Origin of the sequence: Pleomorphomonas sp. JP5 (assembly GCF_023721815.1) — a bacterium.
GTDB lineage: Bacteria > Pseudomonadota > Alphaproteobacteria > Rhizobiales > Pleomorphomonadaceae > Pleomorphomonas.
The window spans coordinates 662950-688952 of the sequence record NZ_JAMDLI010000008.1 but is presented as its reverse complement, the minus strand read 5'-3'; the positions used below and the strand labels follow the sequence as shown (position 1 = coordinate 688952).

General features: G+C 63.5%; 19 protein-coding genes. 6 read left to right on the top strand and 13 right to left on the bottom strand.

Annotated elements, in window-relative coordinates; translation table 11 throughout:
* Window positions 1-191 precede the first annotated feature (191 nt).
* The 4 genes from edd to M4J40_RS14450 are packed head-to-tail and all read right to left on the bottom strand — an operon-like array spanning window position 192 to window position 5947.
* Window positions 192-2012 (bottom strand): phosphogluconate dehydratase, encoded by a 1821-nt coding sequence (gene edd, locus M4J40_RS14465; protein WP_251754881.1) that lies wholly within the window; start codon window positions 2010-2012, stop codon window positions 192-194.
* A complete protein-coding gene (locus tag M4J40_RS14460; RefSeq protein WP_251754879.1) occupies window positions 2009-2521 on the bottom strand; it encodes a gluconokinase in 513 nt (170 codons plus the stop codon). Before M4J40_RS14460 ends, edd begins: the two co-directional genes overlap by 4 nt.
* 19 nt (window positions 2522-2540) lie before the next feature.
* Window positions 2541-4904: a GH36-type glycosyl hydrolase domain-containing protein gene (locus tag M4J40_RS14455; RefSeq protein ID WP_251754878.1), complete on the bottom strand. Its 2364-nt coding sequence runs from the start codon at window positions 4902-4904 to the stop codon at window positions 2541-2543.
* A gap of 35 nt (window positions 4905-4939) precedes the next feature.
* Window positions 4940-5947, bottom strand: coding sequence for a LacI family DNA-binding transcriptional regulator (locus tag M4J40_RS14450; protein WP_251754876.1), 1008 nt, complete (start codon window positions 5945-5947; stop codon window positions 4940-4942).
* Between the two features lie 242 nt (window positions 5948-6189).
* Here M4J40_RS14450 and M4J40_RS14445 point away from each other — a divergent pair, with 242 nt between their 5' ends.
* The 4 genes from M4J40_RS14445 (at window position 6190) to M4J40_RS14430 (ending at window position 10367) form a co-directional block, all read left to right on the top strand.
* The gene (locus tag M4J40_RS14445) at window positions 6190-7431 is read left to right on the top strand and encodes an ABC transporter substrate-binding protein (protein ID WP_251754875.1); all 1242 of its coding nucleotides are present in this window, start codon (window positions 6190-6192) and stop codon (window positions 7429-7431) included.
* Window positions 7432-7557: 126 nt separating this feature from the next.
* Window positions 7558-8391, top strand: a complete 834-nt coding sequence (locus M4J40_RS14440) for a carbohydrate ABC transporter permease (RefSeq protein WP_251755610.1) — start codon at window positions 7558-7560, stop codon at window positions 8389-8391.
* Window positions 8391-9284, top strand: coding sequence for a carbohydrate ABC transporter permease (locus M4J40_RS14435; RefSeq protein ID WP_251754873.1), 894 nt, complete (start codon window positions 8391-8393; stop codon window positions 9282-9284). Before M4J40_RS14440 ends, M4J40_RS14435 begins: the two co-directional genes overlap by 1 nt.
* A gap of 3 nt (window positions 9285-9287) precedes the next feature.
* Entirely contained in the window at window positions 9288-10367 is a 1080-nt protein-coding gene (locus M4J40_RS14430; protein WP_251754871.1) for an ABC transporter ATP-binding protein, read from the top strand.
* 50 nt (window positions 10368-10417) lie between these two features.
* Here the strand turns inward: M4J40_RS14430 and M4J40_RS14425 are convergent, their stop codons facing one another.
* From M4J40_RS14425 to M4J40_RS14390, 8 genes are all read right to left on the bottom strand, one after another.
* On the bottom strand, window positions 10418-11479 hold the full coding sequence (locus M4J40_RS14425) for an ABC transporter ATP-binding protein (protein ID WP_251754870.1): 1062 nt from the start codon (window positions 11477-11479) through the stop codon (window positions 10418-10420).
* A gap of 21 nt (window positions 11480-11500) precedes the next feature.
* Window positions 11501-13609, bottom strand: a complete 2109-nt coding sequence (locus tag M4J40_RS14420) for an ADP-ribosylglycohydrolase family protein (RefSeq protein WP_251754868.1) — start codon at window positions 13607-13609, stop codon at window positions 11501-11503.
* A 35-nt stretch (window positions 13610-13644) separates the two neighbouring features.
* Window positions 13645-14478 carry a carbohydrate ABC transporter permease gene (locus M4J40_RS14415; protein WP_251754867.1) on the bottom strand — a complete coding sequence of 278 codons (834 nt, stop codon included), beginning with the start codon at window positions 14476-14478 and terminating at the stop codon, window positions 13645-13647.
* The gene (locus tag M4J40_RS14410) at window positions 14475-15320 is read right to left on the bottom strand and encodes a carbohydrate ABC transporter permease (RefSeq protein ID WP_251754865.1); all 846 of its coding nucleotides are present in this window, start codon (window positions 15318-15320) and stop codon (window positions 14475-14477) included. The genes M4J40_RS14415 and M4J40_RS14410 overlap by 4 nt, the downstream gene beginning before the upstream one ends.
* A 61-nt stretch (window positions 15321-15381) precedes the next feature.
* On the bottom strand, window positions 15382-16701 hold the full coding sequence (locus M4J40_RS14405; RefSeq protein WP_251754864.1) for an ABC transporter substrate-binding protein: 1320 nt from the start codon (window positions 16699-16701) through the stop codon (window positions 15382-15384).
* A 183-nt stretch (window positions 16702-16884) separates the two neighbouring features.
* Complete coding sequence (locus tag M4J40_RS14400; RefSeq protein ID WP_251754862.1) at window positions 16885-17886, bottom strand: LacI family DNA-binding transcriptional regulator; 1002 nt, start codon at window positions 17884-17886, stop codon at window positions 16885-16887.
* A 274-nt stretch (window positions 17887-18160) separates the two neighbouring features.
* Window positions 18161-18448 carry a DUF2934 domain-containing protein gene (locus M4J40_RS14395; RefSeq protein ID WP_251754861.1) on the bottom strand — a complete coding sequence of 96 codons (288 nt, stop codon included), beginning with the start codon at window positions 18446-18448 and terminating at the stop codon, window positions 18161-18163.
* Between the two features lie 164 nt (window positions 18449-18612).
* Window positions 18613-19632, bottom strand: a complete 1020-nt coding sequence (locus M4J40_RS14390; protein ID WP_251754859.1) for a substrate-binding domain-containing protein — start codon at window positions 19630-19632, stop codon at window positions 18613-18615.
* Between the two features lie 292 nt (window positions 19633-19924).
* Between M4J40_RS14390 and M4J40_RS14385 the strand changes: the two genes are divergently transcribed.
* The gene (locus M4J40_RS14385; protein ID WP_251754857.1) at window positions 19925-21082 is read left to right on the top strand and encodes an amidase family protein; all 1158 of its coding nucleotides are present in this window, start codon (window positions 19925-19927) and stop codon (window positions 21080-21082) included.
* Between the two features lie 84 nt (window positions 21083-21166).
* On the top strand, window positions 21167-24166 hold the full coding sequence (pgmB, locus tag M4J40_RS14380) for a beta-phosphoglucomutase (RefSeq protein WP_251754856.1): 3000 nt from the start codon (window positions 21167-21169) through the stop codon (window positions 24164-24166).
* Between the two features lie 47 nt (window positions 24167-24213).
* On the opposite strand, the gene M4J40_RS14375 is transcribed toward pgmB, so the two are convergent.
* Window positions 24214-25689 carry a sensor histidine kinase gene (locus M4J40_RS14375; protein ID WP_251754854.1) on the bottom strand — a complete coding sequence of 492 codons (1476 nt, stop codon included), beginning with the start codon at window positions 25687-25689 and terminating at the stop codon, window positions 24214-24216.
* Window positions 25690-26003 lie beyond the last annotated feature (314 nt).

Below are 26003 nucleotides of genomic sequence, written 5' to 3'. Positions count from 1 at the left end.
TCGGGTATCAGGCCAGCCGGAGGAAGCCAGCGCCCACCGTCGCTTCGGTCTGGCGACGTGTCTGGTTGGTCCCAAAGCGAACGTGTTGCCGATCTTGAAAGGCTCCATCTTGGACGCCTGAGGTCAACAGGTCGCGACAGGCCGCCGCGCGGCAGCCCGACAAGAACCGGGATTGTTCGCCGTGCTGTCTTTCAGCCGAGAGCCGTCGCCCCCTCTTCGGCCGTACCGACGGCCCTCCGCAGCACGCCGAACAGGCGCCTGTCGCTGCTTTCGATGCCGGGCTCCGCCATGGCTTGCCGGCGAGTCTCCCACTCTTCAAGGGGGACGAGCACGTCAAGGCGGCCGGTCGCCACGTCGAGCCTGACCAGATCGCCATCTTGGACGCGACCGATGGGACCGCCGCGCGACGCCTCAGGCGTCACATGGATGGCTGCCGGCACCTTGCCGGAGGCACCTGACATGCGCCCGTCGGTGACGAGAGCCACCTTGCGGCCGCGATCCTGCAACAGGCCGAGCGCCGGGGTCAGTTTATGCAGCTCGGGCATGCCGTTGGCCTGTGGCCCCTGGAACCGGACGATGGCGACGAAATCTTCGTCGAGTCCGGCCTTGAAGGCGGCAAGGAAGTCTTCCTGGGAGGCGAAGACGCACGCAGGCGCCTCAACCGCCTGGTGCGCGGTGGCGACAGCGGACGACTTGATCACCGCACGTCCGAGATTGCCGGTAAGAAGCGTGATTCCGCCCGTTGGCTGGAAAGGCGAGCCGATCGCGCGAATGACGGTCTCGTCGCCGCTGGCCAACGGCGTTTCGGCAAACACCAGTTCGCCGTCGGCATCGAGCTCAGGCGTGCGCTCATAGGCGGCAAGGCCTTGTCCTAGAATAGTGAGGGCGTCGTCGTGCAGCAGGCCGGCGCCGCGCAGTTCCCGGACCAGGAAGGGAACGCCGCCGGCATCGCGGAAGCCGTTGACGTCCGCCTTGCCGTTCGGATAGGCGCGCACCAACAGTGGCGTCGCCCCTGAAAGAGCGGAGAAGTCGTCCCAGTCGACGACGAGGCCGGCGGCGCGCGCCATGGCGATCAGGTGGATGGTCAGGTTGGTCGATCCGCCGGTGGCGCACAGGCCGACGATGCCATTGACGAAGGACCGGGCGTCGAGCATCCGGCCGATCGGCAGGCTGTTCTCCCCCGTGCCCGCGATGGCTATGGCACGCGCTACGGCGGCTCGGGTCAAAGCGTCACGTAGAGGCGTGTCGGGCGCCACGAAGGCCGAGCCCGGCAGCATCAGGCCCATGATCTCCATCAGCATCTGGTTGGTGTTGGCGGTGCCATAGAAGGTGCAGGTGCCGGGCGCGTGGTAGGACTTCGACTCGGCCTCGAGCAGATCGGCTTCGGTTGCCGTGCCGGCGGCATTGGCCTGCCTTACTGCGTTCTTCTCGGCGTTGCCGAGGCCGCTCGGCATCGGACCGGACGGGATGAACATCGTCGGCAGATGTCCGAATGCCAGGGCGCCCATGACGAGACCCGGGACGATCTTGTCGCAGATGCCCAGCATCAGCGCGGCGTCGAACATGTCATGCGACAGCGCGACGCCCGTCGACATGGCGATGACATCGCGCGAGAACAGGCTGAACTCCATGCCCGTTCGCCCCTGCGTGATGCCGTCGCACATGGCGGGAGCCCCACCGGCGACCTCTGCGACGGCGCCGAGCCGACGCGCTTCCTCGCGGATCAGCTCCGGATAGCGCTCGTAGGGGCGATGCGCCGAAAGCATGTCGTTGTAGGTGGTGACGATTCCGAGATTGACTGCCTCGCCACCGGCAAGGCGCTGCTTGTCGTCGGCAGGGCATGCCGCGAACCCATGCGCAAGGTTGGAACAGGGCAGACGCCGACGAGCCGGGCCGGCGGCGCGGATTGCATCGAGGGATCTTTCCAGACCATCGAGATAAGCGGTTCGGCTCGCCCGACTACGCTTCTCGATGCGCTCGGTGACGTCGGCGATGGTGGAGCGAACGGTCATGCTTGCCTCTTTTCCTGCTCGAGCCCGAGCGCGGTGAGCCGGGCCATGATGTTGTCGGCCACGGTCGTCGCGGGCGGCGCGATGTCGACGGAAATGGCGCCGGCCGGCTCTTCCAGAGCCGCGAACTGGCTCTCCAGCAGGTCGGGGTTCATGTAGTGTCCCTTGCGGGCACGGAGTCTGCCGGCAATGGTCTCGGCGCTGCCCTTGAGATAAACGAAGACCACGTCGTCGCGCGGCGACAGCAGGTCGCGATAGGCCGCCTTCAGGGCCGAACAAGCGATGACGCGGCTTCGCCCGTCGGCCTGCCAGCCATCGATGGCCTGTCGCAAGGCCCTCAACCAGGGCCAGCGGTCATCGTCGGTCAGCGGAACGCCGGCCCGCATCTTCTCGACGTTGGCGGCCGGATGGAAATCGTCGGCGTCGGAGAAGCCGCAGCCCATCCGCTCCGCCAGCAATCCGCCGACCGTTGTTTTTCCGCTACCCGACACGCCCATGACGACAACGATCATTGCGTCCTCTTTCCCGAACTCAGCGAGGGCTTCTCACCTTGACGTCGTAGACCCGGCCAGCCTCGATGGCGGCGAGCTTTCCGCCGTCAAGGCGTTGGCCGTCGAGTTCAACCACCTGTTCGGCAAGGCCATCCTCGCGGACGAAGTCGACGTTGAAGGTCGCGCCGCGCAGACGTCGGGTGAACGTCAGGTTCTGCCAGGACGACGGCACCTGCGGCGCGATCACCGCGCCCTCGCCATGGCCGCGCACGCCACAGAGCTGCTCGACCACGGTGCGGTAGACCCAGCCGATGGTTCCGGTGTTGAACAGGTTGCTGGAGCGACCGGCGGTGCGCGGAAACTGGCGATAGGCTCCGCGATAGTAGTTGGGGATGTAGACCGGCAACTGCCCGCGCGCGGCGATATCTTCCGGATCAGGGTTGGTGATCATGGCACGCAGCACGCTGAAGCCCCGGTCGCCCTCGCCGATGTGATAGAGCGAGGCGGCGTAGAAGGCGGCGGCGTGGTTGTAGACGGCGCCATTCTCCGCCACGCCGGGCCATTTCTGGGTCAGACGGCCAACGTCTTCCCGCATGGCTGTGAACGACGGCGCCTGAATCTCGACCCCGTAGGGCGTCACCAGTTGCTCGTCGATCGCCTTGAGCATGCGTGCCTTCCGGTCGTCGTCGGTGGCGCCGCAGAGGAAGGCCCAGCTCTGCGCGTTGAGGAAAATGCGGCCTTCCCTGTCGGTCGAAATGCCGAAGACCACGCCGTCGTCGGTAATGCCTCGGCCGTACCAGTCGCCATCCCAGAGGTGGCGGTTGATCCGCGAGACGAGCGCGCCCGCTTCCGTCTTCAACCAGTCGGCGGTCGTCTGGTCTCCCTCGGCGTCGCAGACCTCGGCCCAGAGCGACATGGCGTAGCTCGACGCCTCGGCGAGCCAGCCGGAGATGCCCTTGCCCTTGTAGCCCACCATGTTCATCGGGTCGCACCAGTCGCCCTGCTCGATGTAGGGCAACCCCCGCTCATCGACGGCGGCGGCGAGGAAGCGCAAGGCGCGCGTCACGTGCTCGCGGATGCTGGCCGGCGTGGGGTCGTCGGTCCAGGCGACCATCTCGTCCAGGATGGACCGGTCGCCCGTTTCGTCCAGGTAGGCCTTGACGGCGATCACCAGCCAGACGCCGTGGTCGGTATGGGGTACCTGATTGATGTACTTCAGTTCGGCATCTGGCCTCAGCAGGATGCCGTCCGGCATCTTGCCGCTGGCGTGTTGCTGGCTCACGGCATGACGGATGACATCGCGCGCCGTGTCCGGCCGGATGAACAGCATCCCGAGCGCGTCCTGCAGATAGTTGCGTGTCTGCGGGTCGGTGGTCAGGCGGTTGGTGTCGCCATGGTAAAACGCTTGACGCGGCAGCCAGTGATTGACGACGTGGTTGAAGGTTTCATCCGGCGACCGGATCTCAAGACAGCTGCGCCCGGCCTCCACGACATAGGCGTGGGCTGCGCTCCGGATCGCCTCGATGTCGCCATCCAGGTACTTCCGGCGTAGCTCCGCGATTTCCGCTTCGTTCTTCGCCGGGCCGAACACGAAGCGGAAGGCTTCGCTTTCACCGCCTGCGATCGTCAGATCCCACTGCATGACGCAGGCCGGGATCTCGTAATACGCCTCGCCGTCGCCAAGGTGACCGCCGTCGGCGAGCGCCGAGGGGGCCTGCAGCCCGCCTTCGCCTTCGAAGGCCTGCTGCGCCACCTCGAAATGGTCCGGATGCCGATCGGCGGCAAGGAAGGTCATGTCCTTCAAGTGCTGGTTTTTGAAGTACTGTTCGATCTTCTGGTAGGGCGTGATGGAGGTGCAGACCACCGCGTTGAGGCCGGCGTCGAAATGCCCGCCCATGTTCATCCACGACATGAAGCCGACCGGGAAGAAGGGGACGAAGGTGAGGCGCTTCGGCGCGGCCGAGAGGTTGGTCAGCTTCACCGTCCAGACTTCGGCGACGTCGTCCACCGGCAGGACAAGACCGAGTTCGACCCGCACGTCATCCTTCTCGATCAGCCAGCGGATATCGGAAAGCCCTGGCTCGAAGGCGAAGCTGTCGAGCTGGGCTCGTACCGGCTCGTAAGGTGCGGAAAACAGCCCCCCGGTATCGTTGTCGCGGACGTAGAAGAAGCGGCCGGGATGATTGGGATAATAGGTCTGCTCCGGCAGCATGAATGTCGGTGCCGGGATGATCGGGGGATGAGCGTATTTGCGCGGCTCCGGATCCATGTACTGGCTCACGGCGTAGCCGCGGCTGTTCATCTGGATCATCATCCGCCGATTCCACAGGTAGCCGGCGGCATTGGGGGCAAGTGTCGGATCTTCCAGGGTAAACCGGGTTCCGTTGTCGATGAAGGATGGCATCGCTGTTTCTCGGATGGGAAGTGATCGGCGGACGTTCAGGGGCGAGCGGGCCCGGTTGACTGCCGGAGGGAAAGTGACGGTTCGAAACGCTCCTGATAGGGCAGGTCGAGGCCGTAGGTGAGGTTGAGGAGCTGGTGGCAGGCCGACTGGCTCATCTCTTCGATCGGGGCGTGGATCGTGCTGAGCGCCGGCGCCGTGAACGGTGCGAAGTCAACGTCGTCATAGCCGAGAACGGAGACATCCCCAGGCACGGAAATGCCTCGCTTGTGCAGCTCCGCGATGAGTACGAGCGCAACTTTGTCGTTGCCGCAGAAAATGGCCGAGTAGTCCGCGTTCGACGCCATCAGCGCCGCGACGGCACCCTCTCCGCCAGCGTAGGAAAAGGCGCCCTCGATGATTCTGCTCGGAGATACCGGGTAGCCGAGCCTCGCCATTTCGTCCAGGAAAGCGACGTGGCGTTGTCGCGCGTCCTGTGCGGACAGCCGTCCTGTGATCGTCGCGATCCGCGTGTGCCCGAGTTCGACGAGATGTCGGGCCGCCAGTCGTCCGCCAAGGTCATGATCGATCGAGAAGGACCGCCCGGCCAACTCGTCGGTCCGGTGGTTGATCACGACGAGGTTGGGGAACTTCTCGGCATACTTCGCCAGCTCGAACTCGCTTTGCAGAGAGCTGGAAATCAGGATGCCGTCGCAGTCGCGGTTGATGAGGTAGTCCAGATGGGCGAGGCGATCTTCGTTCGACTGCGCGTCCTCGGCGTTGGCGAGGATCATGTGCTTGCCCTGACGACGAAGCGCGCTTTCGATGGTGCGGATCATCATGTGGTAGTAGGGCCCCTCGAGCGAGGGCACCCAGACGCCGATGAGGTCGGATCGGCGCGACGATAGCGACCGTGCCATGCTGTTTGGCCGGTAGTTGAGCTGCTCGATGGCGCGGGCGATTTTCTCGGCCGACTTGAGCGAAACGGAACCGGTTCCAGAAATGTACCTCGAAACAGTCCCGGACCCCACCCCGGCCAGCTTCGCCACGTCCTTTACCGTCGCCATTTCGGATCTCCGATCACCCAGACCTTTGGCACAGTATCAGTTATCCTTTTGTTTTTAAATGGCTGAAAATCAAAACTCACCGATTGCGCATTTCTCCTGCCCTGCTTTTCTTGCAAGGCGCATTGACAAAATCAAGCCTCTCAGTTCAAAAATGGAACCGATCCCACTTTTGGATCAGGAGCCGTTGTCATCCAAGGTCGGGCCGGTCGGATCGCCTTGGCGTTACCCGTATGGGAGGAACCATGATCGGAATGAAGCAGATGGTCGCCGTGTCGGCGATCGCGATTTTGGCCGCGACGGGAGTCGCGAGGGCAGAGGAGCCGCTGAAGGCCGAAGTCATTCACTGGTGGACGTCTGGCGGCGAGTCCGCTGCCATCTCGGTGTTTGCCGATGCCTTCAACGCGGCCGGTGGCGAATGGGTCGACAATGCCGTCGCCGGTGGCTCGGCGGCTCGCAGTGCCGCGATCAACCGCATCATCGGCGGAGATCCCTCGACGGCCGCGCTGTTCAACACCTCGCGCCAGTATCACGAGATCATCGGCGAGGGGCTTCTCAACGACATCGATGCCGTTGCCACCCAGAACAACTGGGACAAGGTTCTGCCCGAGCCGATCATCAAGGCGGTCAAGGTCGATGGAAAGTACTACGCCGCGCCGGTGAACATCCACATGCCCTTGTGGATCTGGTACTCGTCTGCCGCGCTCGACAAGGCCGGCGTCGAGAAGCCGCCGGAAACCATGGATGAGTTCTTCGCCGCTCTCGACAAGCTCAAGGCGGCCGGCATCACCCCGCTCGCCCTCGGTGGCCAGCGTTGGCAGGAAAACTCGCTGTTCTCGGCGGTGCTGACCAACGTCGGCGGCGGCAAGCTGTGGAAGTCGGTCTACGGCGACAAGGACGAGGCGGCGATCCGCTCGCCGGAGTTCCGCAAGGTCGTCGAGACCTTCATCAGCCTCAAGCCCTATGTCGATCAGGCCTCGCCGGGCCGCAACTGGAACGATACCACTGCGCTTCTGATCAAGAACGAAGCCGGTTTCCAGGTGATGGGTGACTGGGCCAAGGGCGAGTTCAAGCAGGCCAACAAGGAAATCGGCAAGGACTACGGCTGCATTCCGGGTCTCCGCCCCGACTCGCCCTATGTCCTTGGCGGTGACGTCTTCGTCTTCCCCAAGACCGACAATGCCGAACAGATCAAGGCCCAGCATCTTCTCGTCGAGATCATGACCAATCCCGACGTCCAGGTGAAGTTCAACAACCTCAAGGGCTCGATCCCGATCCGCGCCGACGTCGATGTGTCGAGCCTCGATGCTTGCGCCCAGCTCGGCATGAAGATCATGTCCGACCCTGCCCGCCAGGCGCCTGACGCTTCCCAGATGATGGAAGAGTTCGTCTATGGCTCGGTGCAGGACATCGTCACCGAGCTCTGGAACACGCCGATGACCGTCGATCAGGCGATCGACCGGTTCGACAAGGCCCTGAGAGGCTGATCCTGCCTCAAGAGCGCGGGAAGGCGGTGTTCCGCCTTCCCGCCAGCAACACGGGAGGAACAAGTGGGAGCTGATCTCACTCGGCATGTGAAGCGCAACATAGTTGCCTACATCGCCCTGCTACCGATGGCCGCCGTCGTCATCTTCGCCTATCTCGGCACCATGGCCTGGTCGGTCCGGCTATCGTTTTCAAGCTCGAAGCTTCTTCCCCGGAACGACTTCGTCGGCTTTGCCCAGTATGTCACGCTGTTCGACACGTCGCGGTGGCAGACCTCGCTCGGCAATCTGGCCATCATCGCCTTTTTCTTCCTGCTGATCTGCTTCGTGCTCGGCTGTCTCCTGGCGATCTTCATCGACCAGAACGTTCGCGCCGAAAGCCTGTTCCGCACGGTGTTCCTCTATCCTTACGCCATGTCCTTCGTGGTGGCCGGCCTCATCTGGCAGTGGATCCTCAACCCGGACCTGGGCATCCAGCACACCATGCATGGTCTCGGCTTTTCCGGCTTCGTCCTCGATTGGGTGGTCAATCCGCAGATGGTGCTCTACGCCATCATCCTGGCGACCGTCTGGCACGGCTCCGGGCTGGTCATGGCGCTGATCCTGGCCGGACTGCGCGGCGTCGATACCGAGATCTGGAAGGCGACGCGCATCGACGGGATTCCGGCCTGGCGCGTCTATGTTTCGATCGTCCTGCCGATGCTCAGGCCGATGATCATCACGTCGCTGGTTCTTCTGTCGATCAGCATCGTCAAGATGTACGACGTCGTTGTCGCGATGACCAATGGTGGCCCCGGCACGGCCAGCGAAGTGCCGGCCAAGTTCATCATGGACAACCTGTTCGAACGGGCCAACATCGGCCTCGCCACGGCGGCCTCGACAGTGATGCTTGTGACTGTGCTGCTGGTCATGGCGCCCGTCATCTACTCCCAATACTTCCGGAAGAGCGGGAGGGCGTCGTGATGTCCCAGGCAAAGTCGGCCACCACCAAGCGTCCGCTCACCTACCATGAGGTCTGGGGGCGCGTCGGCATTTACGCCTTTCTCGGCGTGTTGGCGCTATTCTTCCTGCTGCCGCTCTATGTGATGCTCGTCACATCGTTCAAGAGCATGGATGAAGTCCGCCTCGGCCTGATCTTCTCGCTGCCGCAGCAGTTCAGCATCGACGCCTGGGTCAAGGCCTGGACATCGGCCTGCACCGGTCTCGAGTGTACGGGGCTCCAAGTCGGCTTCGGCAACTCGGTGAAGATCCTTGTGCCGAGCGTCGTCCTCTCCATTCTGCTCGGCGCCCTCAACGGCTACGCGCTGTCCTTCTGGAAAGTGAGGGGCGCCAACGTCCTGTTCGCCTGCCTGCTGCTGGGCTCGTTCGTTCCCTATCAGGTGTTCATCTACCCGCTGGTGCGCTTCTACGCCAAGACCGGCATCTACGGATCGCTGCCTGCCATCGTCATCACGCACATCATCTTCGGCATGCCAGTGATGACGCTGCTGTTCCGCAACTATTATTCGGGTTTGCCACTCGAGCTGTTCAAGGCGGCGCGCATCGATGGTGCGGGCTTCTGGAAAATCTTCTTCTCGATCATCCTGCCGATGTCGGTTCCGATCGCCATCGTTGCCGTGATCATGCAGGTAACGGCGATCTGGAACGACTTCCTGCTCGGCCTCGTCTTCGCGGGACGCGACAACCTGCCGATGACCGTCCAGCTCAACAACATCGTCAACACCACCACCGGCGAGCGTGCCTACAACGTCAACATGGCGGCAACCGTGCTCACCTCGCTGGTTCCGCTCACCGTCTACCTGGTGTCCGGCCGCTGGTTCGTGCGCGGCATCGCCTCCGGTGCCGTGAAGGGGTAATTCATGAGTTCCGTTTCCCTCCAGAACATCGACATCAGCTACGGCAACGTGCCGATCGTCAAGAAACTCGACCTGACGATAAAGGATGGTGAGTTCCTTGTCCTGCTCGGGCCGTCCGGCTGCGGCAAGTCGACGCTCCTCAACGCGATCGGCGGCCTGACCGACGTCAGCGGCGGCAGCATTTTCTTCAACGACAAGGACGTCACCTGGACTGACCCCAAGGATCGCGGCATCGGCATGGTCTTCCAGTCCTACGCGCTCTATCCGACCATGAGCGTCGAGCGAAACCTGTCCTTCGGGCTGCGCATCGCCGGCATCGATCGCGCCACCATCGAGAAGAAGGTGAAGTGGGCGTCCGAACTTCTGCAGATCGACCACTTGCTCGATCGCAAGCCGTCGGCATTGTCGGGTGGCCAACGTCAACGCGTCGCCATCGGCCGCGCACTGGTACGCGACGCCGACATCTTCCTGTTCGATGAGCCGCTGTCCAACCTTGATGCCAAGCTTCGTGCCGAGCTGCGCCTTGAGATCAAGAAGCTGCACAAAACGCTGAAGTCGACCATGATCTACGTGACCCACGACCAGATCGAGGCGCTGACGCTGGCCGATCGCATCGCGGTCATGAAGGATGGCATCATCCAGCAGCTCGACACACCGCTCAACGTCTACAACAAGCCGGCCAACGAATTCGTCGGCAGCTTCCTCGGCTCGCCGGCCATGAACAAGGTCGAGGGGCGGCTCGTCTCGGAAGGAGAAAGCCGGTTCTTCATAGCCGGCGATTTCCGGCTGGATGTCAGCCGCTATCCCTTTGCCCAGAACATCGAAAGCAGCCGGAAGGTCGTGCTAGGACTCCGTCCGGAGCACATCCTTCCCGCCAACGGATCGGCGGCGGCCATTGAAGGCCAAGTGTCGCTGGTCGAGCCGATGGGTAGCAACATCCTGGCTTGGTCCACCTTCGATGGGGTCAGCCTGTCGCATCTCGTTGGGCAGGACGACAGTTGCGAGGCGGATCGCACCTTCCCCGTCACCATCGATGTTCAGAAGGCTTCCTTCTTCGACGCGGAGACCGGTTGGCGGCTATAACCAGAGAATACCGGCGGATCGACTGATTGCTGCGATCCGCCGGGGTTCGATCAGTCGGGAAGACGGCGTTTCGTCTCGGCGTCGAACAGATGGAGCGGACCGTCGTCGAACGACAGACGGACTGCCTGCTGCTCGCGCAGGTCGACGCGATCCCGGAACAGTCCGACCACTTCCTCGCCGCCAACGTCGAACACCGCATAGGTCTCCGATCCTGTCGGCTCGACCACCTTGACGGTGGCCGGCAGGCCGCCGACGTCCGTAAGGCGGACGTTCTCTGGTCGTTTGCCGACCAGAATGTGTCGCCCCTCTTCGATGCCGATTGGAAGGGAAGCGGCGACCGCGCCGCCGTTGTCGAGCACGACACCGCTTCCCTGACGCCGCCCTGGGAGGATGTTCATCGAGGGGGAGCCGATGAACTGGGCGACGAAGGTGTTCTCTGGCCGATCGTAGAGCTCGATCGGTGCGCCGGCCTGTTCGACGCGGCCGGCCTGCATGACGACGATACGGTCGGCAAGCGTCATTGCCTCCACCTGGTCATGCGTGACGTAGACGGTGGTGGTGCCGAGCCGCCGGTGCAGCGCCTTGATCTCCGCGCGCATGGAAACGCGCAGCTTGGCGTCGAGGTTGGAGAGCGGCTCGTCGAACAGGAACACCTGCGGGTTCCGGACGATCGACCTGCCCATGGCGACGCGCTGACGTTGGCCGCCCGAGAGCTGACGCGGGTAGCGGTCGAGCAGCGGTGTGAGGCCAAGGATCTCGGCTGCGGCCTTGACCTTCTGGTCCTTCTCGGCAGTGGGCGCCTTGGCCAGCGTCAGCGAGAAAGCCATGTTCTGCGCCACCGTCATGTGCGGATAGAGGGCGTAGTTCTGGAACACCATGGATATGTCGCGCGCCTTGGGCGGCAGGTCGTTGACCACCTGGCCGCCGATGGAAATGGTGCCGCCCGAGATGTCCTCGAGACCGGCGATCATCCGGAGCAGCGTCGACTTGCCGCAACCGGACGGACCGACCAACACCACGAACTCACCATCGGCTATGTCGACGGACACGCCGTGGATCACCTTGGCGGCGCCGTAGTTCTTGACCGCCTCTTGGATCGAGACCGATGCCATTTTTCTTCTCCCTGTTCGGTCTCAGGCGGCCGATACGGCCACGCTATCGGTCGACAGCGCGCCTTCATGAATGACGAGTCCGATGCCGCCATCGGCAAGAGTGGTGTCGCTGTCGTCGCGGGCTTCGAGGCGCGTGCCTTCGACTACGGCGGAGATGGTGCTACCGCTAACGCGCACCTCCATCGGCACCGCCTTTTCAAAGGCGAAGTCGAACGGCGTCTCGGCGAGCACCGATACGGCCTCGTCGCGCACCTTGACGATCTGCAGCCGGCCGTCGCGAACGAGGCGGATGCCGTAATAGCGACGGAGGCCCTGAACGCGTACCGCAAGGCCGCCGTAGCCGCCGAGATGAACCGTGAGGTCGGTCTTCACCGTGTAGTCGGTCCACTCCCGCGTGCCGTGACTGACCATGCCTTCGCCAACGGCCTGGGAAATGCGGAAGCTCGGCGGGAACAGCTTGGAAAAGAAGCTGACGCCATTGACCCAGGCCATGCGCCAGAAGTCGCTGTCCGCCTTTGGCCGGCGCAGCGTGACCTCCGGCGCGCCATCCCAGCGCAACCAGTCGACCAGCACGTGACCGTCGGCCCTTTGCGCCTGGGTGGTGATGGCGATGCCGATCTCACCGATCGGCTGGCCGTCGAACTCCGGAACGCGCCATTCGAGCACCGTCTCGGCACCCGGCGCCAGCTGCGCCGGCTTGCCGTCGACATCGACGAGACGGTCCTTCTCGCCGAATACCTTCAGTGTCAGGCGCACATCGACGGCACCCGAGTTGTTCTTGGGCGCGACCACGCGGGCACGCACCGTCTGGCCGGGATAGACGGTTGGCGTCGCCATCAGCTCATAGGTGCGCATTTCCGTGACGGCGGGCGGCGCGAAGGTCGGCGTCGTCGCGGCTGCGACCTGACCCGGCGCCAGAGCCGTGTAGGCTATGTCCAGCGCCCGGCTTGCGCCCAGGGCGCAGTTGCCGACCCGCAGCCCTGGGTTGGCGTTCGTCCTCATGTGAGGCCGGAAGCCCTGAACGCTGCCCGGTAGCGAGAAGTGGAAGCGGGCGCCATCCTTGGGTAGGGGAAGGGGCGCCTCGCCGGCCAGCTGCCGACCGAGATTGGCGACATAGTAGGCGATGCGCACGGCGTCGTTGATGCCGTTGCCGCCGTCGGCCGAGGAGATCAGCAGACGGTCGGCGACCGGACCGCGCCAGTCGGGGCCGGCTTCGATGCCGTCGAGGCCGAGCATCAGGCCGCTGAGGCAGCCGACGTTGCCGGCGTTGCAGTCGGTATCCCAGCCGGCGGTATTGACGATGCGCTGCGCCGCCTGGAAGTCGTGCGGCGCGTAGAGGATCGCCATGATCATCAGGGCATGGTTGGGCACGACGTGGCAGTTGCCGGGGAACTTGTCGTAGCCGTAGGTGTTCTGGATGAGCTGTCGCGTCGTCAGCCAATCGGGGTTCTCGGCGTGCCACCGGCGGATGTCGGCGATCAGTCGGGCGATCAGGCAATCCCGAGGGATGACCGAGAGGCCGGTATCGATCAGATGATCGATGTCCTTCGAAACGAAGGCTTCCGCCTCCATCGCCGCCCAGAGCGCGGCGGCGTGGACGGACTCGCCATCGTGGCTGACCTGCCCCGCGGCGCGAGCCAGCCGGGCGGCGAGCTCGGGCTTACCCGGAGCCACCATGGCCCAGCCGTCGATAAAGATCTGGGCGCCGATCTGCTCGGCCACCGTGACGCCATTGGTGGCGATCGAGCCGGATGCAGGCGCCGAGATGCCACGCTTGAGATTGAGCCAGGCAGTATGCTCGGTCGAGTTGCCATTGCCACCCCACCACAGGATGGATCGGTGCTCGATCAGATAGTTGAGCCAGGATTTGCCGATATCTTCGGATGAGAGGTCGGGCGAGACGCCGTAGTCCTCAAGCGCCCGCAGGAAGGTGAAAGTGCCGGCGACGTCGTCGTCGGTGACGACGAGATGCTGGCCGAGCCTCTCATGAACGTAATAGTCGATGGGGCCGAGCTTCTCCATGATCTTGGCATAGGTCCAGCCCTCGAAGGGGCGGCCGAGGTAGACGCCGATCAGCTTGCCGAGGACGCCGGCATAGACGCGCTCGAGATAGTCGGAGGGAAGGGACATCGGAACTCTCCGGTAGGTTTGCGGGAACGCCGGGATCAGCCTTTGACCGATCCGCCGGCCATGCCTTCGATGAAGCGGCGCTGCAGGGCGACGAACAGGACGATCACCGGTGTCACGATGATGAGCGCGGCGGCCATGATCTCCCCCCAGTCCGAGGTGTACTGGCCGGACAGCAGGAAGAAGGAGACGACGGCGGTCAGCCGGTCGGTCCGCTGCAGGAACGTGGTGGCGATCAGGAACTCGTTCCAGGAATAGAGCCCGATGATCAGCGCCACGGTGAGAATGCCGGGCGAGACGATCGGCAGCATCACCTTTGAAAACACTTGCCAGTGGGTGGCGCCGTCGATCAGAGCCGCTTCTTCCAGCTCCTTGGGAACAGCGAGAAAGTAGGTCCTGAGCAGCATCACCGCGAAGGGTGAGTAGATCGCCGTGTAGATCAGCGACACTGCGAAGACGTTGTTGATGAGCCCGAGCTTGGCAAAGCCGAAGTAGAGCGGGAACAGGAACAACTGGATCGGCGCCGTGGTGGTGGCGAGAAGGTAGAAGGTGACGATCTTCCAGCTCTTGATCTTGCAGCGGGCCAGCACGTAGGCGGTGAGCGAGCCGGTGGAGCAGACGAGCACGATGGTCAGCGCAGCCAGCAGCGCCGAGTTGAGCATCGTGGTGCCGAAGCGGGCGTCGTTCCAGGCGCGCACGAAGTTATCCCAGCGGTAGACTTCCGGCCAGGAAAGGGGACTCTGAACGATCTGCGTTGCTGGCTTCAGAGAGTTCAGCACCAGAAGCGCGATCGGGAACAGTGTGATCAACAGGAGGATCGCCAACGCCGTGTAGGTGAGGACGAAGGTTGTGCGGCTTTCGATCAGCCTCATTGGTCGAACTCCTTCGCCTGCAGGCGGATGTAGACGGCGGTGGTCGCAAGGCCGAACAGGCTGATCACAACGGCCACGGCGGCGGCCTTGCCGACGGCGAGATCGTAGAAGGCGCTGCGATAGGCAAGCGTCGAGAGAACCTCGCTCGAGAAAGCCGGGCCGCCCTGGGTCAGGATGTAGACGAAGTCGAACACCAGGAACGACCAGATGATGGTCATGATCATCATCAGCGTGATGGTCGGCCGGATTCCGGGCAGCAGCACGTAGCGCAGCATCTGCCAGAAGCTCGCACCTTCTATGCGGGCGGCTTCGATCTGTTCCTGCGGCACCTGTCGCAGGGCCGCAAAGAAGATGACGCAGAGAAAGCCCCACCAGTGCCAAAGATCGACGACGGCGATGCCGTAGAGGGCGGTGGCGGGTTGGGTCAGTGGGTTGGGTACGGGGAAGCCGGCGCGCGTGACGAGGCCGGCGATGCCGGTCAGCGGCGAGTAGATCATGCCCTGCCAGACGCGGGCGGTGATGGCGGTGGCGATCACCATCGGCAGGAAGTAGATGACCTGGAAGAAGGCGCTGCCGCGACGGGCGATCAGCATCATGGTGGCGGCCAGCAGGCCCATGGCGATCGGCACGGTCAGGAAGATCGCCGTCCAGATCACGTTGTTGCCAAGCGCCATCCAGAAGACGCGATCGGCCATGAGCTGGCGGAAGTTGGCGAGGCCGACGAACACCGGCATGCCGATGCCGTCCCAGCGGCAAAAGGCGAGCGCTATGGTCAATGCGGCGGGAACGAAGATGATGACGACGTTGATGAGCAACGTCGGAACCAAGTAGAGGCGATGCATGCTTAAGGTCTCCGGCGAGCGGAAGCGGCCGGCCGGCCGCTTCCATCCGTCGTGCGAGGGGTCAGCGCGCCGGTACGGCCGGCACCTTGCCTTCGGCCTTTTCCTGCTGGAAGGCGGCGTCGAGCTGGGCGAGATAGTCGGCGACGGTCGCGCGGCCGAGCCAAACCTCTTCAATGCCGTTGATCAGCTGGGTGTCGGTGGCCGGCGGCAGGAAGGTCCAGGACGTATAGCCGTACTGGTTCTTGGCGACCGAGTCCGCCAGCGTCTTCATGGTCTCGGCATAGAGAGGCGGCACGGAATCGCTGATCTTGACCATGCTGAGGTCGACCAGCGGCGTGTTCCACTCACCCTGCCAGACGGAGTTCATGGCGCCGTAGAACTCCGGCGAGAACACGTAGTCGATGGCAGCAGCCGCTCCATCCGGATTTTGCGAGGCCGCCGAAATCGACAGGGTCGAGCCGACGCCCAGGGCATAAACCGGGCCGCCGAGCCCATCGGCGCTCGGGAAGCCGACGAAACCGCACTGGTCGGCGTTGTCCTTGAAATAGGACTGGATGTACTGGAAGTGCCAGGTGCCGCTCGGCAGCATCGGCGAACGGCCAGCGGCCATCTGGGCGAAGAACTGTTCGGTTTCGAGCGAGAAATAGTCCGGCCCGAAGTAGCCCTTCTGCCACCAGTCGTTCAACTTGTTGATCGCCGCCACAAAGGGTTCCGCGGTCCAGGGGATTTCGCCCGTCAGCGCCTTGTAGACGTTCTCCGGCCCAGCGATCGAGTTGAAGACGATGGTGACGTAATGCTCGTTGTTGCCGCGCCAGCCGGCATTGCCGGAAGCGAAGGGAACGAGCTTGGCCTTGAGCGCCTCGTCGGCCAGGGCTTCCATCTCGGCAATCGTCGTCGGCGCCTTCCAGCCGTTTTTCTCGAGAACGGCCTTGTTGTAGAACAGGCCGAGCGTCTCGTAGGTCTTGGGCACGGCGTAGAGCTTGCCGTCGTACTTGCCCATCTCAAGGAACACCGGCAGGATTCGCTTGTTCCAGCCGAGCTTCTCCGCGTAGTCGTCGAGCGCCAGCAACTGCCCGGCGCGGGCCATCGGGGCCACATAGCTCGGGCCGGCGGTATAGACGACGTCCGGTCCGCTTCCGGACAGGAGCGCCACGCGCATCTGCTTGTCGAGCTCGGAACCACGGTAGTCGATCGCCAGGTTGTAGTCGGGATGGGCGGCATTGAAGCCTGCGACCAGCACCTTGGCGATAGCCTCCTGCTGCGCAGGCGCGGCGCTTTCATACCACCACGACACCGGCTTGCCGGCGGCGAAGGCAAAGCGGCTCATGAAGGGAACGAGAGATGCGCCCAGGCTTCCTGTGAGAAATGTCCGTCTATCCATTGTGTCCTCCACCTTGTTGTTCTCTCCGGCTCGTCGCGCTTGCTGTCTCGATTTCATCGATCGCTGGAGCCGGTTCCTCTCTCGGCCGGCTTAGGCGCCGGCCGCCTCCCGTCAGCCAAGACCGGACGGGCAACTCCTCGGGTCGAACGCCTCCACGCGCCTTCACGTGGCGAGCGACGACTTTCAAGCCGATGCGCGTTCGATCAGCTTGAAGCGAACCTCTTCCGTGGTGCCATGCGCTGGGCTGAGGCCGCGGAGCCGTTGAAGCAGGGCCTTGGCCGCCAACTCGCCCATCCGCGCCTGAAACTGACTGACGGTGGTGAGCGGCGGCGACACCAGACTTGCGGGTGAGATGTCGTCGAAGCCAACCACGGCCACGTCGTCTGGAATTCTGAGTCCCCGATCGCGCAAAGCCCGCATGACCCCGATCGCCATCAGGTCATTGGCCGCGAAGATGGCGGTCGGACCGTAGCCGCTTTCGAGAATGGACTGCGCCGCGGCGAAGCCTGCCTCCTCGCTAAACGCGTCCGTGATGGTGACGGAGGCGTCCATGCCGGCGGCCGACATGGCCTCGCGATAGCCCTCGACCCGAACGCGCTGCGGGCCGCCGGTGCCGGCCAGCATGGCAATGCGACGATGGCCCCGGCCGACGAGATAGTTGACAACCGCATGGGAAGCCGCGCGGCTATCGACGAAGATGTCGTCGATGGCGATGTCGCCGCCTTTCTTGCAGGCCGACTCGATGCGGACCACCGGGACGCCAGCCTCGACGAGCGAGCGGAAGTCTGTCGCCCTGAGCGTAAAGAACACGCCGATGACCCCGTCGACCCGGCCCTGGTGCGCCCAGTCGAGGAAGTGTCGCTCGCGAGCGGGGTCGCCGTCGGTGTTGACGGTGATGACATCGTAGGCGCCCTCTTGCGCCACAGCCTGCACACCACGGATCAGCACGGGATAGAACGGGTTGGTGATGTCGGGGACGATGCAGGCGATGGTCATCGTTCGGCGCGTCTTGAGCGCCTGCGCAAAACGGTTCGGCGCGTAACCCAGCGCCTTCGCAGCCTCGGTGATGCGCGTCCAGGTGTCGGGCGACACCGTCGGTGCACCGGTCCCGCTCAGCACCATGGATACAGCCGCCTGCGAGACGCCCGCCAGCTTGGCGACATCTTTCTGCGTGGGACGTTTCATGGGTTTGTTTCCGCCCATAGTCTTGTTATACGTATTAGTGATACGAATAATCTAGCGGGCGAAAGCCGTCAAGCGGTGCCTTCGGATATTCCGTAGAAGCCGCGATCGGGTCGTCTGTCATTAGGTGGTCGCGCAATGGAGCAATCGATTGCTCCGATGCTGGAGGCCTTCCAACAAAGCGGACGAGCCGGACGAAGAAGGTGGGCGGGTTCGCTACAGCGACCGGTTTCCCAAACGACCCTTTCTGGCTTGGGATCCGGTGGAAATGACGCCATCAGTTGTTGGCTGGACGTGACGCATCGTCTGTTTTGGGATGATGCGGAATCCGTTGTTCGCCCTGATCGGTGAGCGTCGGAAACTCACCGGCATTCTCGATCGCTTCGATCGGCTCGGCGTCGGTTACATTGTCGACGGGGAGCAGGGCCGACTCGTGGTTTTCCTCGACGGCAAGGCTCTCGCGGGCGGAAAACCAGTGCTGCTCGGCGCGGCCTTCCGGTCGCCCTTCCTCTTCCCAGAGCTGATAGGCTCGGGCACGGATTTTGTCGTCGCGGTTGGTGCTCATTTTCGGCTCCTTTGCGTTCACCAGAGAAACGTAGGAGGGGAGCAAGAGTTCCCGCTGGCGATGGCAAGGGGCAGTCGCGACTGGGTGCCGGCTTGGAGTTGATCAGGCAGGCGCACCCTTCTGTTCGCCGATGCGATCGCGAACGGAAAAGCCGTGCAACGCCGTCAAACCGACCTGGGTGGGCGAGTGCTGTCGCGGAAGATCAGGTCCACCGGCCACACCTCCTGGCATTCGGCTGGGCTCTTGCCGCCAATGAGGTCGGCTGCGATTTCGGCGATGCGTTCGCCGGCCCGATGGATCGACGAGAAGGTGGTGGTCAGAGGCGGGCTGTGCGCCTCCGGCCGGATCGATGAAATGCCGTCGTCGTGGGCGATCACCGAAATGTCGGAGCCGATCGTCAGCCCATTGTCGCGAATGGCGCGGCACGCCCCGATGGCCGAAAAGATGCTTGAACAGATGATGGCGCTGGGCGGCGCTGCGCTTGCCAGCATGCCGGCGGTCAGCCGATAGCCCGCCTCGTCGGTCATGACGTCAGATCCGCTGAGGGTATCCGGGGCTTCAAGCCCGGCACGAAGGAGAGCCGAGCGCCAGCCGGTTTCGCGGTCGACGGCGAAAGCTTGCCGTGCGTCGCCATTAACGAGGCCAATCCACCGGTGACCGAGGCCGATCAGCAACTCGGCGGCCTGCCGGAAGGCGCCTTCGTTGTCGATATCGAGAAAGGCGTGGGGGTGTGACGATTTGGTGCGGCCATGCACCACGCAAGGAATGCCGAGCCTTTCGAGCAACGGCACGCGCGGATCCTCGATGAGCGGGCTCGATAGCACGACGGCATCCACCGAGCCTCGCTGGGCAAGGCGGCGATAGCTTGCCTCTGACGTATCGAGACTGGCGCTGACCAGGATGTCCATCTGCCGACGAGCGGCGCTATTGGTCAGGCCGGACAGGAAGTCGGTGAACAGCGGGTCGAGCAGTGGGTCCTTGTCGGAGGGAAAGACAATGCCAATCACACCGGAGTGTCCGGTTGCCAGGCGGTGCGCGCTGGCATTCGGCGAGTAGTCGAAACGCCGTGCAGCTGCGAGCACCCGCTCCCTCGTATCGGTGCTGACGTCCTGGTAGCCGTTGAGGGCGCGACTGACCGTGCTCTGGGAAAGCCCTAGGTGACGTGCCAGTTCCTTGAGGTTCATGAAGGTGCCGATGAATACAAAACAGGGCGTTTGTATAGCTCCCGCTTATTGGATTGTACAGCTTGTGCAAGGCGTCAAAAGCGCTTTCATAGAAGGATAATTAGCCGCTCATCGGCCCGAGTGGAGAAAAGACAGGCGAAGTCTGGAGGAAACACCAACAATACGCTTCTTCGGCGACAATGATGTGCGGGGACAAAAGCATTGACAGGCGTTCGAGGCCAATGATACGAGAACAAAAGCGCTTTTGAACGGTTCCGATGGGTGGTCGGGCAGGAAAAGGGGAGGAGTGCCGATGAGCGCTCCCGTGTTGACGCTGGGCGGCCTTGGCGAACGTTTCACGCGGCGTCCGGGCAGCCTTCTCGAGCTCGTCGATGATATTGCCGTCCGCTTCGCGGCGCTTGGTGGCTCCTGCCTTCCATCCGCCCTTGATGTCGCTGCTCGCGATCTTCTCGCCCGCTGTCCTGATCCGTCCACCTTGCCGCTCTGGGGCGTACCTTACGTCCTCGACGCCAGCATAGATGTCGTGGGACTTCCCACCTCGATCGGCGTTCCTGCGTTTGACTTTCAGCCGGACTTCGACGCCGTTGTCGTGGAACGGCTGAGGGCGGCCGGCGCCCTTCTGGTCGGCAAGCTTTCTGTTGATCCTCTCGGTCTTGAATCGTCGGTCGCGCGAGCCTCTGCGGCTGTCGCCGCCGGTGTCGCGGCTTTCAGCGTCGTCGGCGATCGTGCCGACGCGATCGCTGTCGATTGCGGCCTGGCTGTCGTCAAGCCGACCCCCGGTCTCGTTTCCACCGAGGGTGTTTCGGCCATTGCCCCCGAGGTCGATGGTATCGTCATTCTCACGTCCAATGTCGCCGACGGCGCGGCGGTGCGGCGCGTGCTTGAGGGCATCGAGGCGGCCGCTCGCCCCGCCAGTCCGATTGGGCGTCTCGGTTTGCTCTGCGATGATGCATCGGCGACGGCGCGTATGACCGCCGAGCGGCTCGGCTTGACGAGGGTCGCCACCGATGGCGCCCCCTTTGCCGAAGTCGCCGCTCTCTCGAGTGATGATATCTGGCTGGCGCCACGGCTTGACACTATGGCGACGGCTTTCGTCGAGCTGCCGGACCTGTTGCCTTCTCGCTTCCGGCGACGGCTCTCGGGGGCGCTTGCCCTCCCGGCGAGCGATCTTGCTCATGCGCAGCATCGTCTTCTGGCGCTGCGCCGAAAGGTCGAGGACGCTTTCTCGAACTTCGATCTGTTGTTCGTGCCATCCGAGTTCGGGTCGACGGGGTTTGTCAGCGCCTGCGGTCTCGCAGCCATCGGACTGCCGGACGGAGGCTCGCTGGTCGGCACTGCCGGCAGCGACGACCGGCTGGCCGAAGCCGCGGTGACGCTTGCCATCGCCGACCTTTCCGGGTCCACTCGTCCGATTGACATCTTGGCGTCATCGCCGTTGGCTCATCGATAGCAGGACCGAAGATTGACGCTTCATCGGCGGCCGGCCCGGACTGGGGCGCTGAAGCCGATGCTCGACCTTTCCAAGGAGACTGAAGTGACTGCCACCTCCGCCCCGACGACCTCGTCGCTGCCCACCGATCCCTGGCGTCTTGTCGAAACCCGTTGGGATGCCGATACCAACCTCCTTCGGGAGACACTGTTCGCGCTCGGAAACGGCCATATCGGCACGCGTGGCAGTCACGACGAGGCCTGGTTGGGCGTAGCCGACGCCAGCATGGAGGGGACCTACGTCAACGGCTTCTACGACACCGAGGCGATCCGCTATCCCGAGAATGCCTATGGCTTCGCTCGCATCAACGAGTTCATGCTCAACCTGCCCAATGCCAAGGGTGTCGAGATCGCAGTCAACGGCGAGCGCTTCAACCTCGCGACCGGGGTGATCCTGTCCTATGAGCGAAGCCTCGATTTCCGCGAGGGGGTGCTTGTCAGAAGTGTCGAGTGGAAGTCGCCGTCCGGCCGGCGGGTGCGCATCGTTTCCAAGCGCGTCGTCAGCCTGTCGCGTAGCGCCATTATCGCTCAGCAAGTAACCGTTACGCCGCTCGATGCCGACGCCAGCATCGAGTTTGTCGCCACGCTCAACAGCACGGTGCAGGGGGGCGAGGAAAGTTTCGACCCCCGTCTTGGGTCCGGTGCCTCGGCCCGGGCGCTCACAACGGTTGAGGCGGTGGCCAGTCCCGGCCGGTCAGTCCTGGTGTCGCGCACCCATAATAGCGGGCTGACGCTGAGGATCGAAACACGGGTCGGCGTGGTTGGCAGGGGCGCAGGCTCAAGCGAAGCATCGGAGAAGAGCGGCGTTCTTTCCCAGCAGTTCCGTATCTCGGCCAAGGCCGGTGAAACCGTCACGCTGGAGAAGATGACCGCCATCGTCACCAGTCGCGATGCGCCGGCTGACGAGTTGGCCGCCCGCGCCGACGAGGCACTGCGTGGAGCGCTCGCCGTCGGCTTCGAAGGGCTCGTCGATGAGCAGCGGGCCAGCCTCGCCGCCTTCTGGGAAAAGGCCGACATCGAGATCGAGGGGGACGACGCCCTGTCGCAGGGCCTCCACTTCAATCTCTATCACCTCTTCCAGTCGATCGGGCGAGACGGTCGTACCAACATTGCCGCCAAGGGGCTGACGGGGGAGGGCTACGAAGGCCACTCCTTCTGGGACACCGAGATCTACGTCCTGCCGGTCTTCCTGCGCACCATGCCGGAACTGGCGCGCGCCGTGCTGCGACACCGCATTGGCTATCTCGACAAGGCGCGAGCCCGCGCCCGTGATCTCGGCCATGTTCGCGGTGCGCTTTACCCTTGGCGGACCATAACGGGTGAGGAGTGCTCGGCCTATTTCCCGGCCGGAACGGCGCAATACCACATCAACGCCGACATCGCCTTCGCCATCAAGCAATATGTCGAGGCCACCGGCGACGCCTCACTGCTCACAGACGGAGCGGCTGAACTTGTGTTCGAGACGGCGCGCGTCTGGGCCGATCTCGCCCATCTCGTGGGCGACGCCTACCATATCGACGAGGTGACGGGGCCGGATGAGTACACGGCACTCGTCAACAACAACTTCTACACCAACGTGATGGCCAAGACCCATCTGGCTTTCGCGGCCGAGATCGCGGGCTGGATGAGCCGGGAAAAGCCAGAGGCCTTCGCCAAGCTCTCCGAGCGGATCGAACTTGCCGGCGAGGAGATCGCGCGCTGGTCGGACGTTTCGGATCGGTTGCGGTTGCCTTACGACGCCAAGCGCGGCATCCACGCCCAGGACGATGCCTTCCTGTCTCGCAAGGTGTGGGATTTCGCCGGGACGGCGGCCGAAAACTATCCGCTGCTCCTGCACTACCATCCGCTGGTGATCTACCGTCACCAGGTTTGCAAGCAGGCCGACGTGCTGCTCGCCCTGTTCCTGCGCGGCGAATTGTTCTCCAAGGCCGTGAAGCGGCGCGACTTCGACTATTACGAGGCCATCACCACCCACGATTCTTCGTTGTCCACCTGCATTCACTCGATCATCGCCGCGGAGGTCGGGCTGGACGAGCGGGCCTATGAGTTCTTCATGGACGCGGCCCGCATGGACATCGACAACAGCCATGGCAACACGTTCCACGGCGTCCATACGGCGGCGATGGGCGGAACCTGGATGAGCGTCGTGCATGGCTTCGCCGGCCTGAGGGCGGTCAAGGGCGAGCTCCACTTCGCCCCTTCGCTGCCGAAGAGCTGGAGCCGCTATCGCTTCCGCCTTGTCGACCATGGGCGGACGCTGGAAGTCGCCGTGTCGGCGTCAGGCACGGAGTTCCGGCTCGTCCAAGGCGATGCCATTCGACTGTTCCACCGCGGCGAACCCGTCGATCTTTCGGCGACCGAGCCGGTGCGTCGCGTTGCCTTGCCAAAGCCTTTCGACAAGAAACCCTTCAAGGCGGTCGTCTTCGATCTCGACGGCGTCATCACCGACACTGCGCGCTTCCACCATCTCGCCTGGAAGCGGCTGGCCGATACGCTCGGGATCGGCTTCGACGACGATCTGGCGGAAAGTCTCAAGGGCATCGATCGCCGCATGTCCCTGCAGATGATCATCGACAAGGGGGGCGTTACGCTGGAACCGGCCGAATTCGATCGCCTCGCCGACATGAAGAACGTCTGGTACAAGGAACTGATCGGGACCATGACCCGGGACGATCTTCTGCCGGGTGCCCTGGACACACTTGAAGCCGTGCGCGCCGCCGGTCTCAGGATCGGTCTCGCCTCGGTCAGCCAGAACGCCCCGGCCATCCTCGAGCGGCTCGGCATCGCCGACATGTTCGATACGGTGGTCGATGCACGCCTCTTGAAACGGGGCAAGCCCGATCCGGAAATCTTCCTGAAGGCGGCGGCTCAGCTCGGGGCCGATCCGGCCGATTGCCTCGGTGTCGAAGACGCCGTGGCCGGCGTCGCCTCGATCAAGGGAGCCGGCATGGCGGCTCTCGGCATCGGCAAGCCGTCGGTTCTGACCGAGGCCGACGCGGTCATACCCAGCCTCGCCGACTTCGTGCTCGCCGACTACGTCGCCTGAAAGCAAAAGTCACGAGGCGCCGGCGCTCTGAAGGCGTCGGCGTCTCTTCACACAACATCCGACGCCGGAATCCGGATGCGACAGATCACGCCAGTCGGCTCGAACTCCAGCGTGGTTCCGCCATGCGGCGAGTACGACAAGCTTCGCGCGATGACCGTGTGCCCAAACCCTTTGCGAGAGAAAGACTTAACAGTCGGACCATCTTTCTCGGCCCACGTCACTTCGACGAACGGCGCGTCGGTCTTGGGGTGAATTTCCAGGTTGATCGAGCCTGCTTCCCCCGACAGGGCGCCATGCTTGGTCGCGTTGGTTGCAAGTTCGTGGAAGATCAGGCCGAGTGCGATGGCGGCGCGCGGATTGAGATTGAGATCGGCGCCGATGATGTTGAAGCGATCTCCGCCGGTTTCCGCATAGGGCGAGACCTCGGCGCTGAAGATCTGGCGGAGCGAAAGGCTTTCCCAGGATGCGTTGGCGAGCAAATCGTGAGTGGCCGCAAGGGCCTCGATACGCCCACTGAACGCCCCCTGGAAACCCTCCAGCGTTTCTTCGTTGGCTGCGGTGCGCTTGCTGATCGACAACACCAGCGCCAGCGTGTTTTTGACGCGGTGATCGAGCTCGCGCATCAGCATATGCATCTGCCGCTCGTCCTTCTTGCGCTGGGAGAGGTCGGCAAGGGTCAGTACGCAGCCTTCGGGGCCATCGTCCGATATGTTGAGGGGCGCGGCGCTGATCATGACGTCCCGCGGTCCGGGGGAAATGGGGGCAAGGGCTTCGATGCCGCGGAGCGGCGTTCCTGATAGCGCGGACTCGATGAGTTCATCGATCTCGATGATACCGGTCGCGTCAGGAAACTTGAGCGGAATTGCTTCGTCCAGTCGTGTGCCGACCAGCTTTTCGGTCGACAACGCCTCGGCGGCGAGATTGGCGTGGGTGATTGTGAGCGTACGATCACAGACGATAACCGCCTCGTTGGTGGAAGCGGTGACCGTATTGGCGATCCGCTCTGCCCGTTCGGCTGCTTCGGCACGGACACGCTCGGTCAGATCGGAGAGGGTTACGGCAAAGCCACGCACGGCTCCAAGGTGTACGGGACGCGCGGAAACGAGGTAACTGCGTTCCACGCCTCTCTCGAGGAAAGACACCGGAACAGCTTTGTGACCGTCGGGGGTGATCAGCTTGCCAATGAGCTGCGATGCGGGCTCGGGAAGGATATCGGAGATATTTCTTCCTTTCAGGCGATCTCCGTCTTCGGAGAACATCTGGCGGAAACGAGCATTCGAGAACAGGACTCGGCCGGTGGAATCGACTGCGACGGCGCCGGGTTCCATGGCCTCCAGGAAGCTTTCGAACGCCAAAGCGTCATCGCCGATGGCAAGGACCTCATCCTTGCCTCCTTCCTCGACCATGGCGGAGCCCACGCCACCGTTGCGAATGGCGGCCAACGTCTCCTCGGCCTCGGCCGCGCGCTGCCGAAGGTCGCCGATCAGGCCTTGCAGCGCCTCTTCCTGTGAGTTCCGCATCATTCGACCTTGAACTTGATCAGTACTTTCCGCTCATCGGAAAGATTGCCGATAATCTCTCCGATGGGAGTGGACAACTCCCTGGCGAGAGTGTCAATCGCCACGATCGTGTGTTCGTGGGCGAGTTGCGAGTTCTTCTGGAGGCCTTCAACTGGATACTGCCTCGGCGGACGAGCGCGAGGTTCGATATGGCTGCTGGAGAGGCTGGAGTCTGACCCGCCACACAAGAGATCGGCTTGCCTGTGAGAGTTGCTGCGAAACGTGGTTCTCAGCAGTGGGCCGTGGCGCGGACGAAAGCGGGCCGTCCCTTGGGAAGG

Bases quoted from the DNA above. Each gene is read 5' to 3' on its own strand.
- edd (WP_251754881.1), bottom strand. From the start codon at position 2,012: ATGACCGTTCGCTCCACCATCGCCGACGTCACCGAGCGCATCGAGAAG.
- M4J40_RS14460 (WP_251754879.1), bottom strand. From the start codon at position 2,521: ATGATCGTTGTCGTCATGGGCGTGTCGGGTAGCGGAAAAACAACGGTC.
- M4J40_RS14455 (WP_251754878.1), bottom strand. From the start codon at position 4,904: ATGCCATCCTTCATCGACAACGGAACCCGGTTTACCCTGGAAGATCCG.
- M4J40_RS14450 (WP_251754876.1), bottom strand. From the start codon at position 5,947: ATGGCGACGGTAAAGGACGTGGCGAAGCTGGCCGGGGTGGGGTCCGGG.
- M4J40_RS14445 (WP_251754875.1), top strand. From the start codon at position 6,190: ATGATCGGAATGAAGCAGATGGTCGCCGTGTCGGCGATCGCGATTTTG.
- M4J40_RS14440 (WP_251755610.1), top strand. From the start codon at position 7,558: ATGGCCGCCGTCGTCATCTTCGCCTATCTCGGCACCATGGCCTGGTCG.
- M4J40_RS14435 (WP_251754873.1), top strand. From the start codon at position 8,391: ATGTCCCAGGCAAAGTCGGCCACCACCAAGCGTCCGCTCACCTACCAT.
- M4J40_RS14430 (WP_251754871.1), top strand. From the start codon at position 9,288: ATGAGTTCCGTTTCCCTCCAGAACATCGACATCAGCTACGGCAACGTG.
- M4J40_RS14425 (WP_251754870.1), bottom strand. From the start codon at position 11,479: ATGGCATCGGTCTCGATCCAAGAGGCGGTCAAGAACTACGGCGCCGCC.
- M4J40_RS14420 (WP_251754868.1), bottom strand. From the start codon at position 13,609: ATGTCCCTTCCCTCCGACTATCTCGAGCGCGTCTATGCCGGCGTCCTC.
- M4J40_RS14415 (WP_251754867.1), bottom strand. From the start codon at position 14,478: ATGAGGCTGATCGAAAGCCGCACAACCTTCGTCCTCACCTACACGGCG.
- M4J40_RS14410 (WP_251754865.1), bottom strand. From the start codon at position 15,320: ATGCATCGCCTCTACTTGGTTCCGACGTTGCTCATCAACGTCGTCATC.
- M4J40_RS14405 (WP_251754864.1), bottom strand. From the start codon at position 16,701: ATGGATAGACGGACATTTCTCACAGGAAGCCTGGGCGCATCTCTCGTT.
- M4J40_RS14400 (WP_251754862.1), bottom strand. From the start codon at position 17,886: ATGAAACGTCCCACGCAGAAAGATGTCGCCAAGCTGGCGGGCGTCTCG.
- M4J40_RS14395 (WP_251754861.1), bottom strand. From the start codon at position 18,448: ATGAGCACCAACCGCGACGACAAAATCCGTGCCCGAGCCTATCAGCTC.
- M4J40_RS14390 (WP_251754859.1), bottom strand. From the start codon at position 19,632: ATGAACCTCAAGGAACTGGCACGTCACCTAGGGCTTTCCCAGAGCACG.
- M4J40_RS14385 (WP_251754857.1), top strand. From the start codon at position 19,925: ATGAGCGCTCCCGTGTTGACGCTGGGCGGCCTTGGCGAACGTTTCACG.
- M4J40_RS14375 (WP_251754854.1), bottom strand. From the start codon at position 25,689: ATGATGCGGAACTCACAGGAAGAGGCGCTGCAAGGCCTGATCGGCGAC.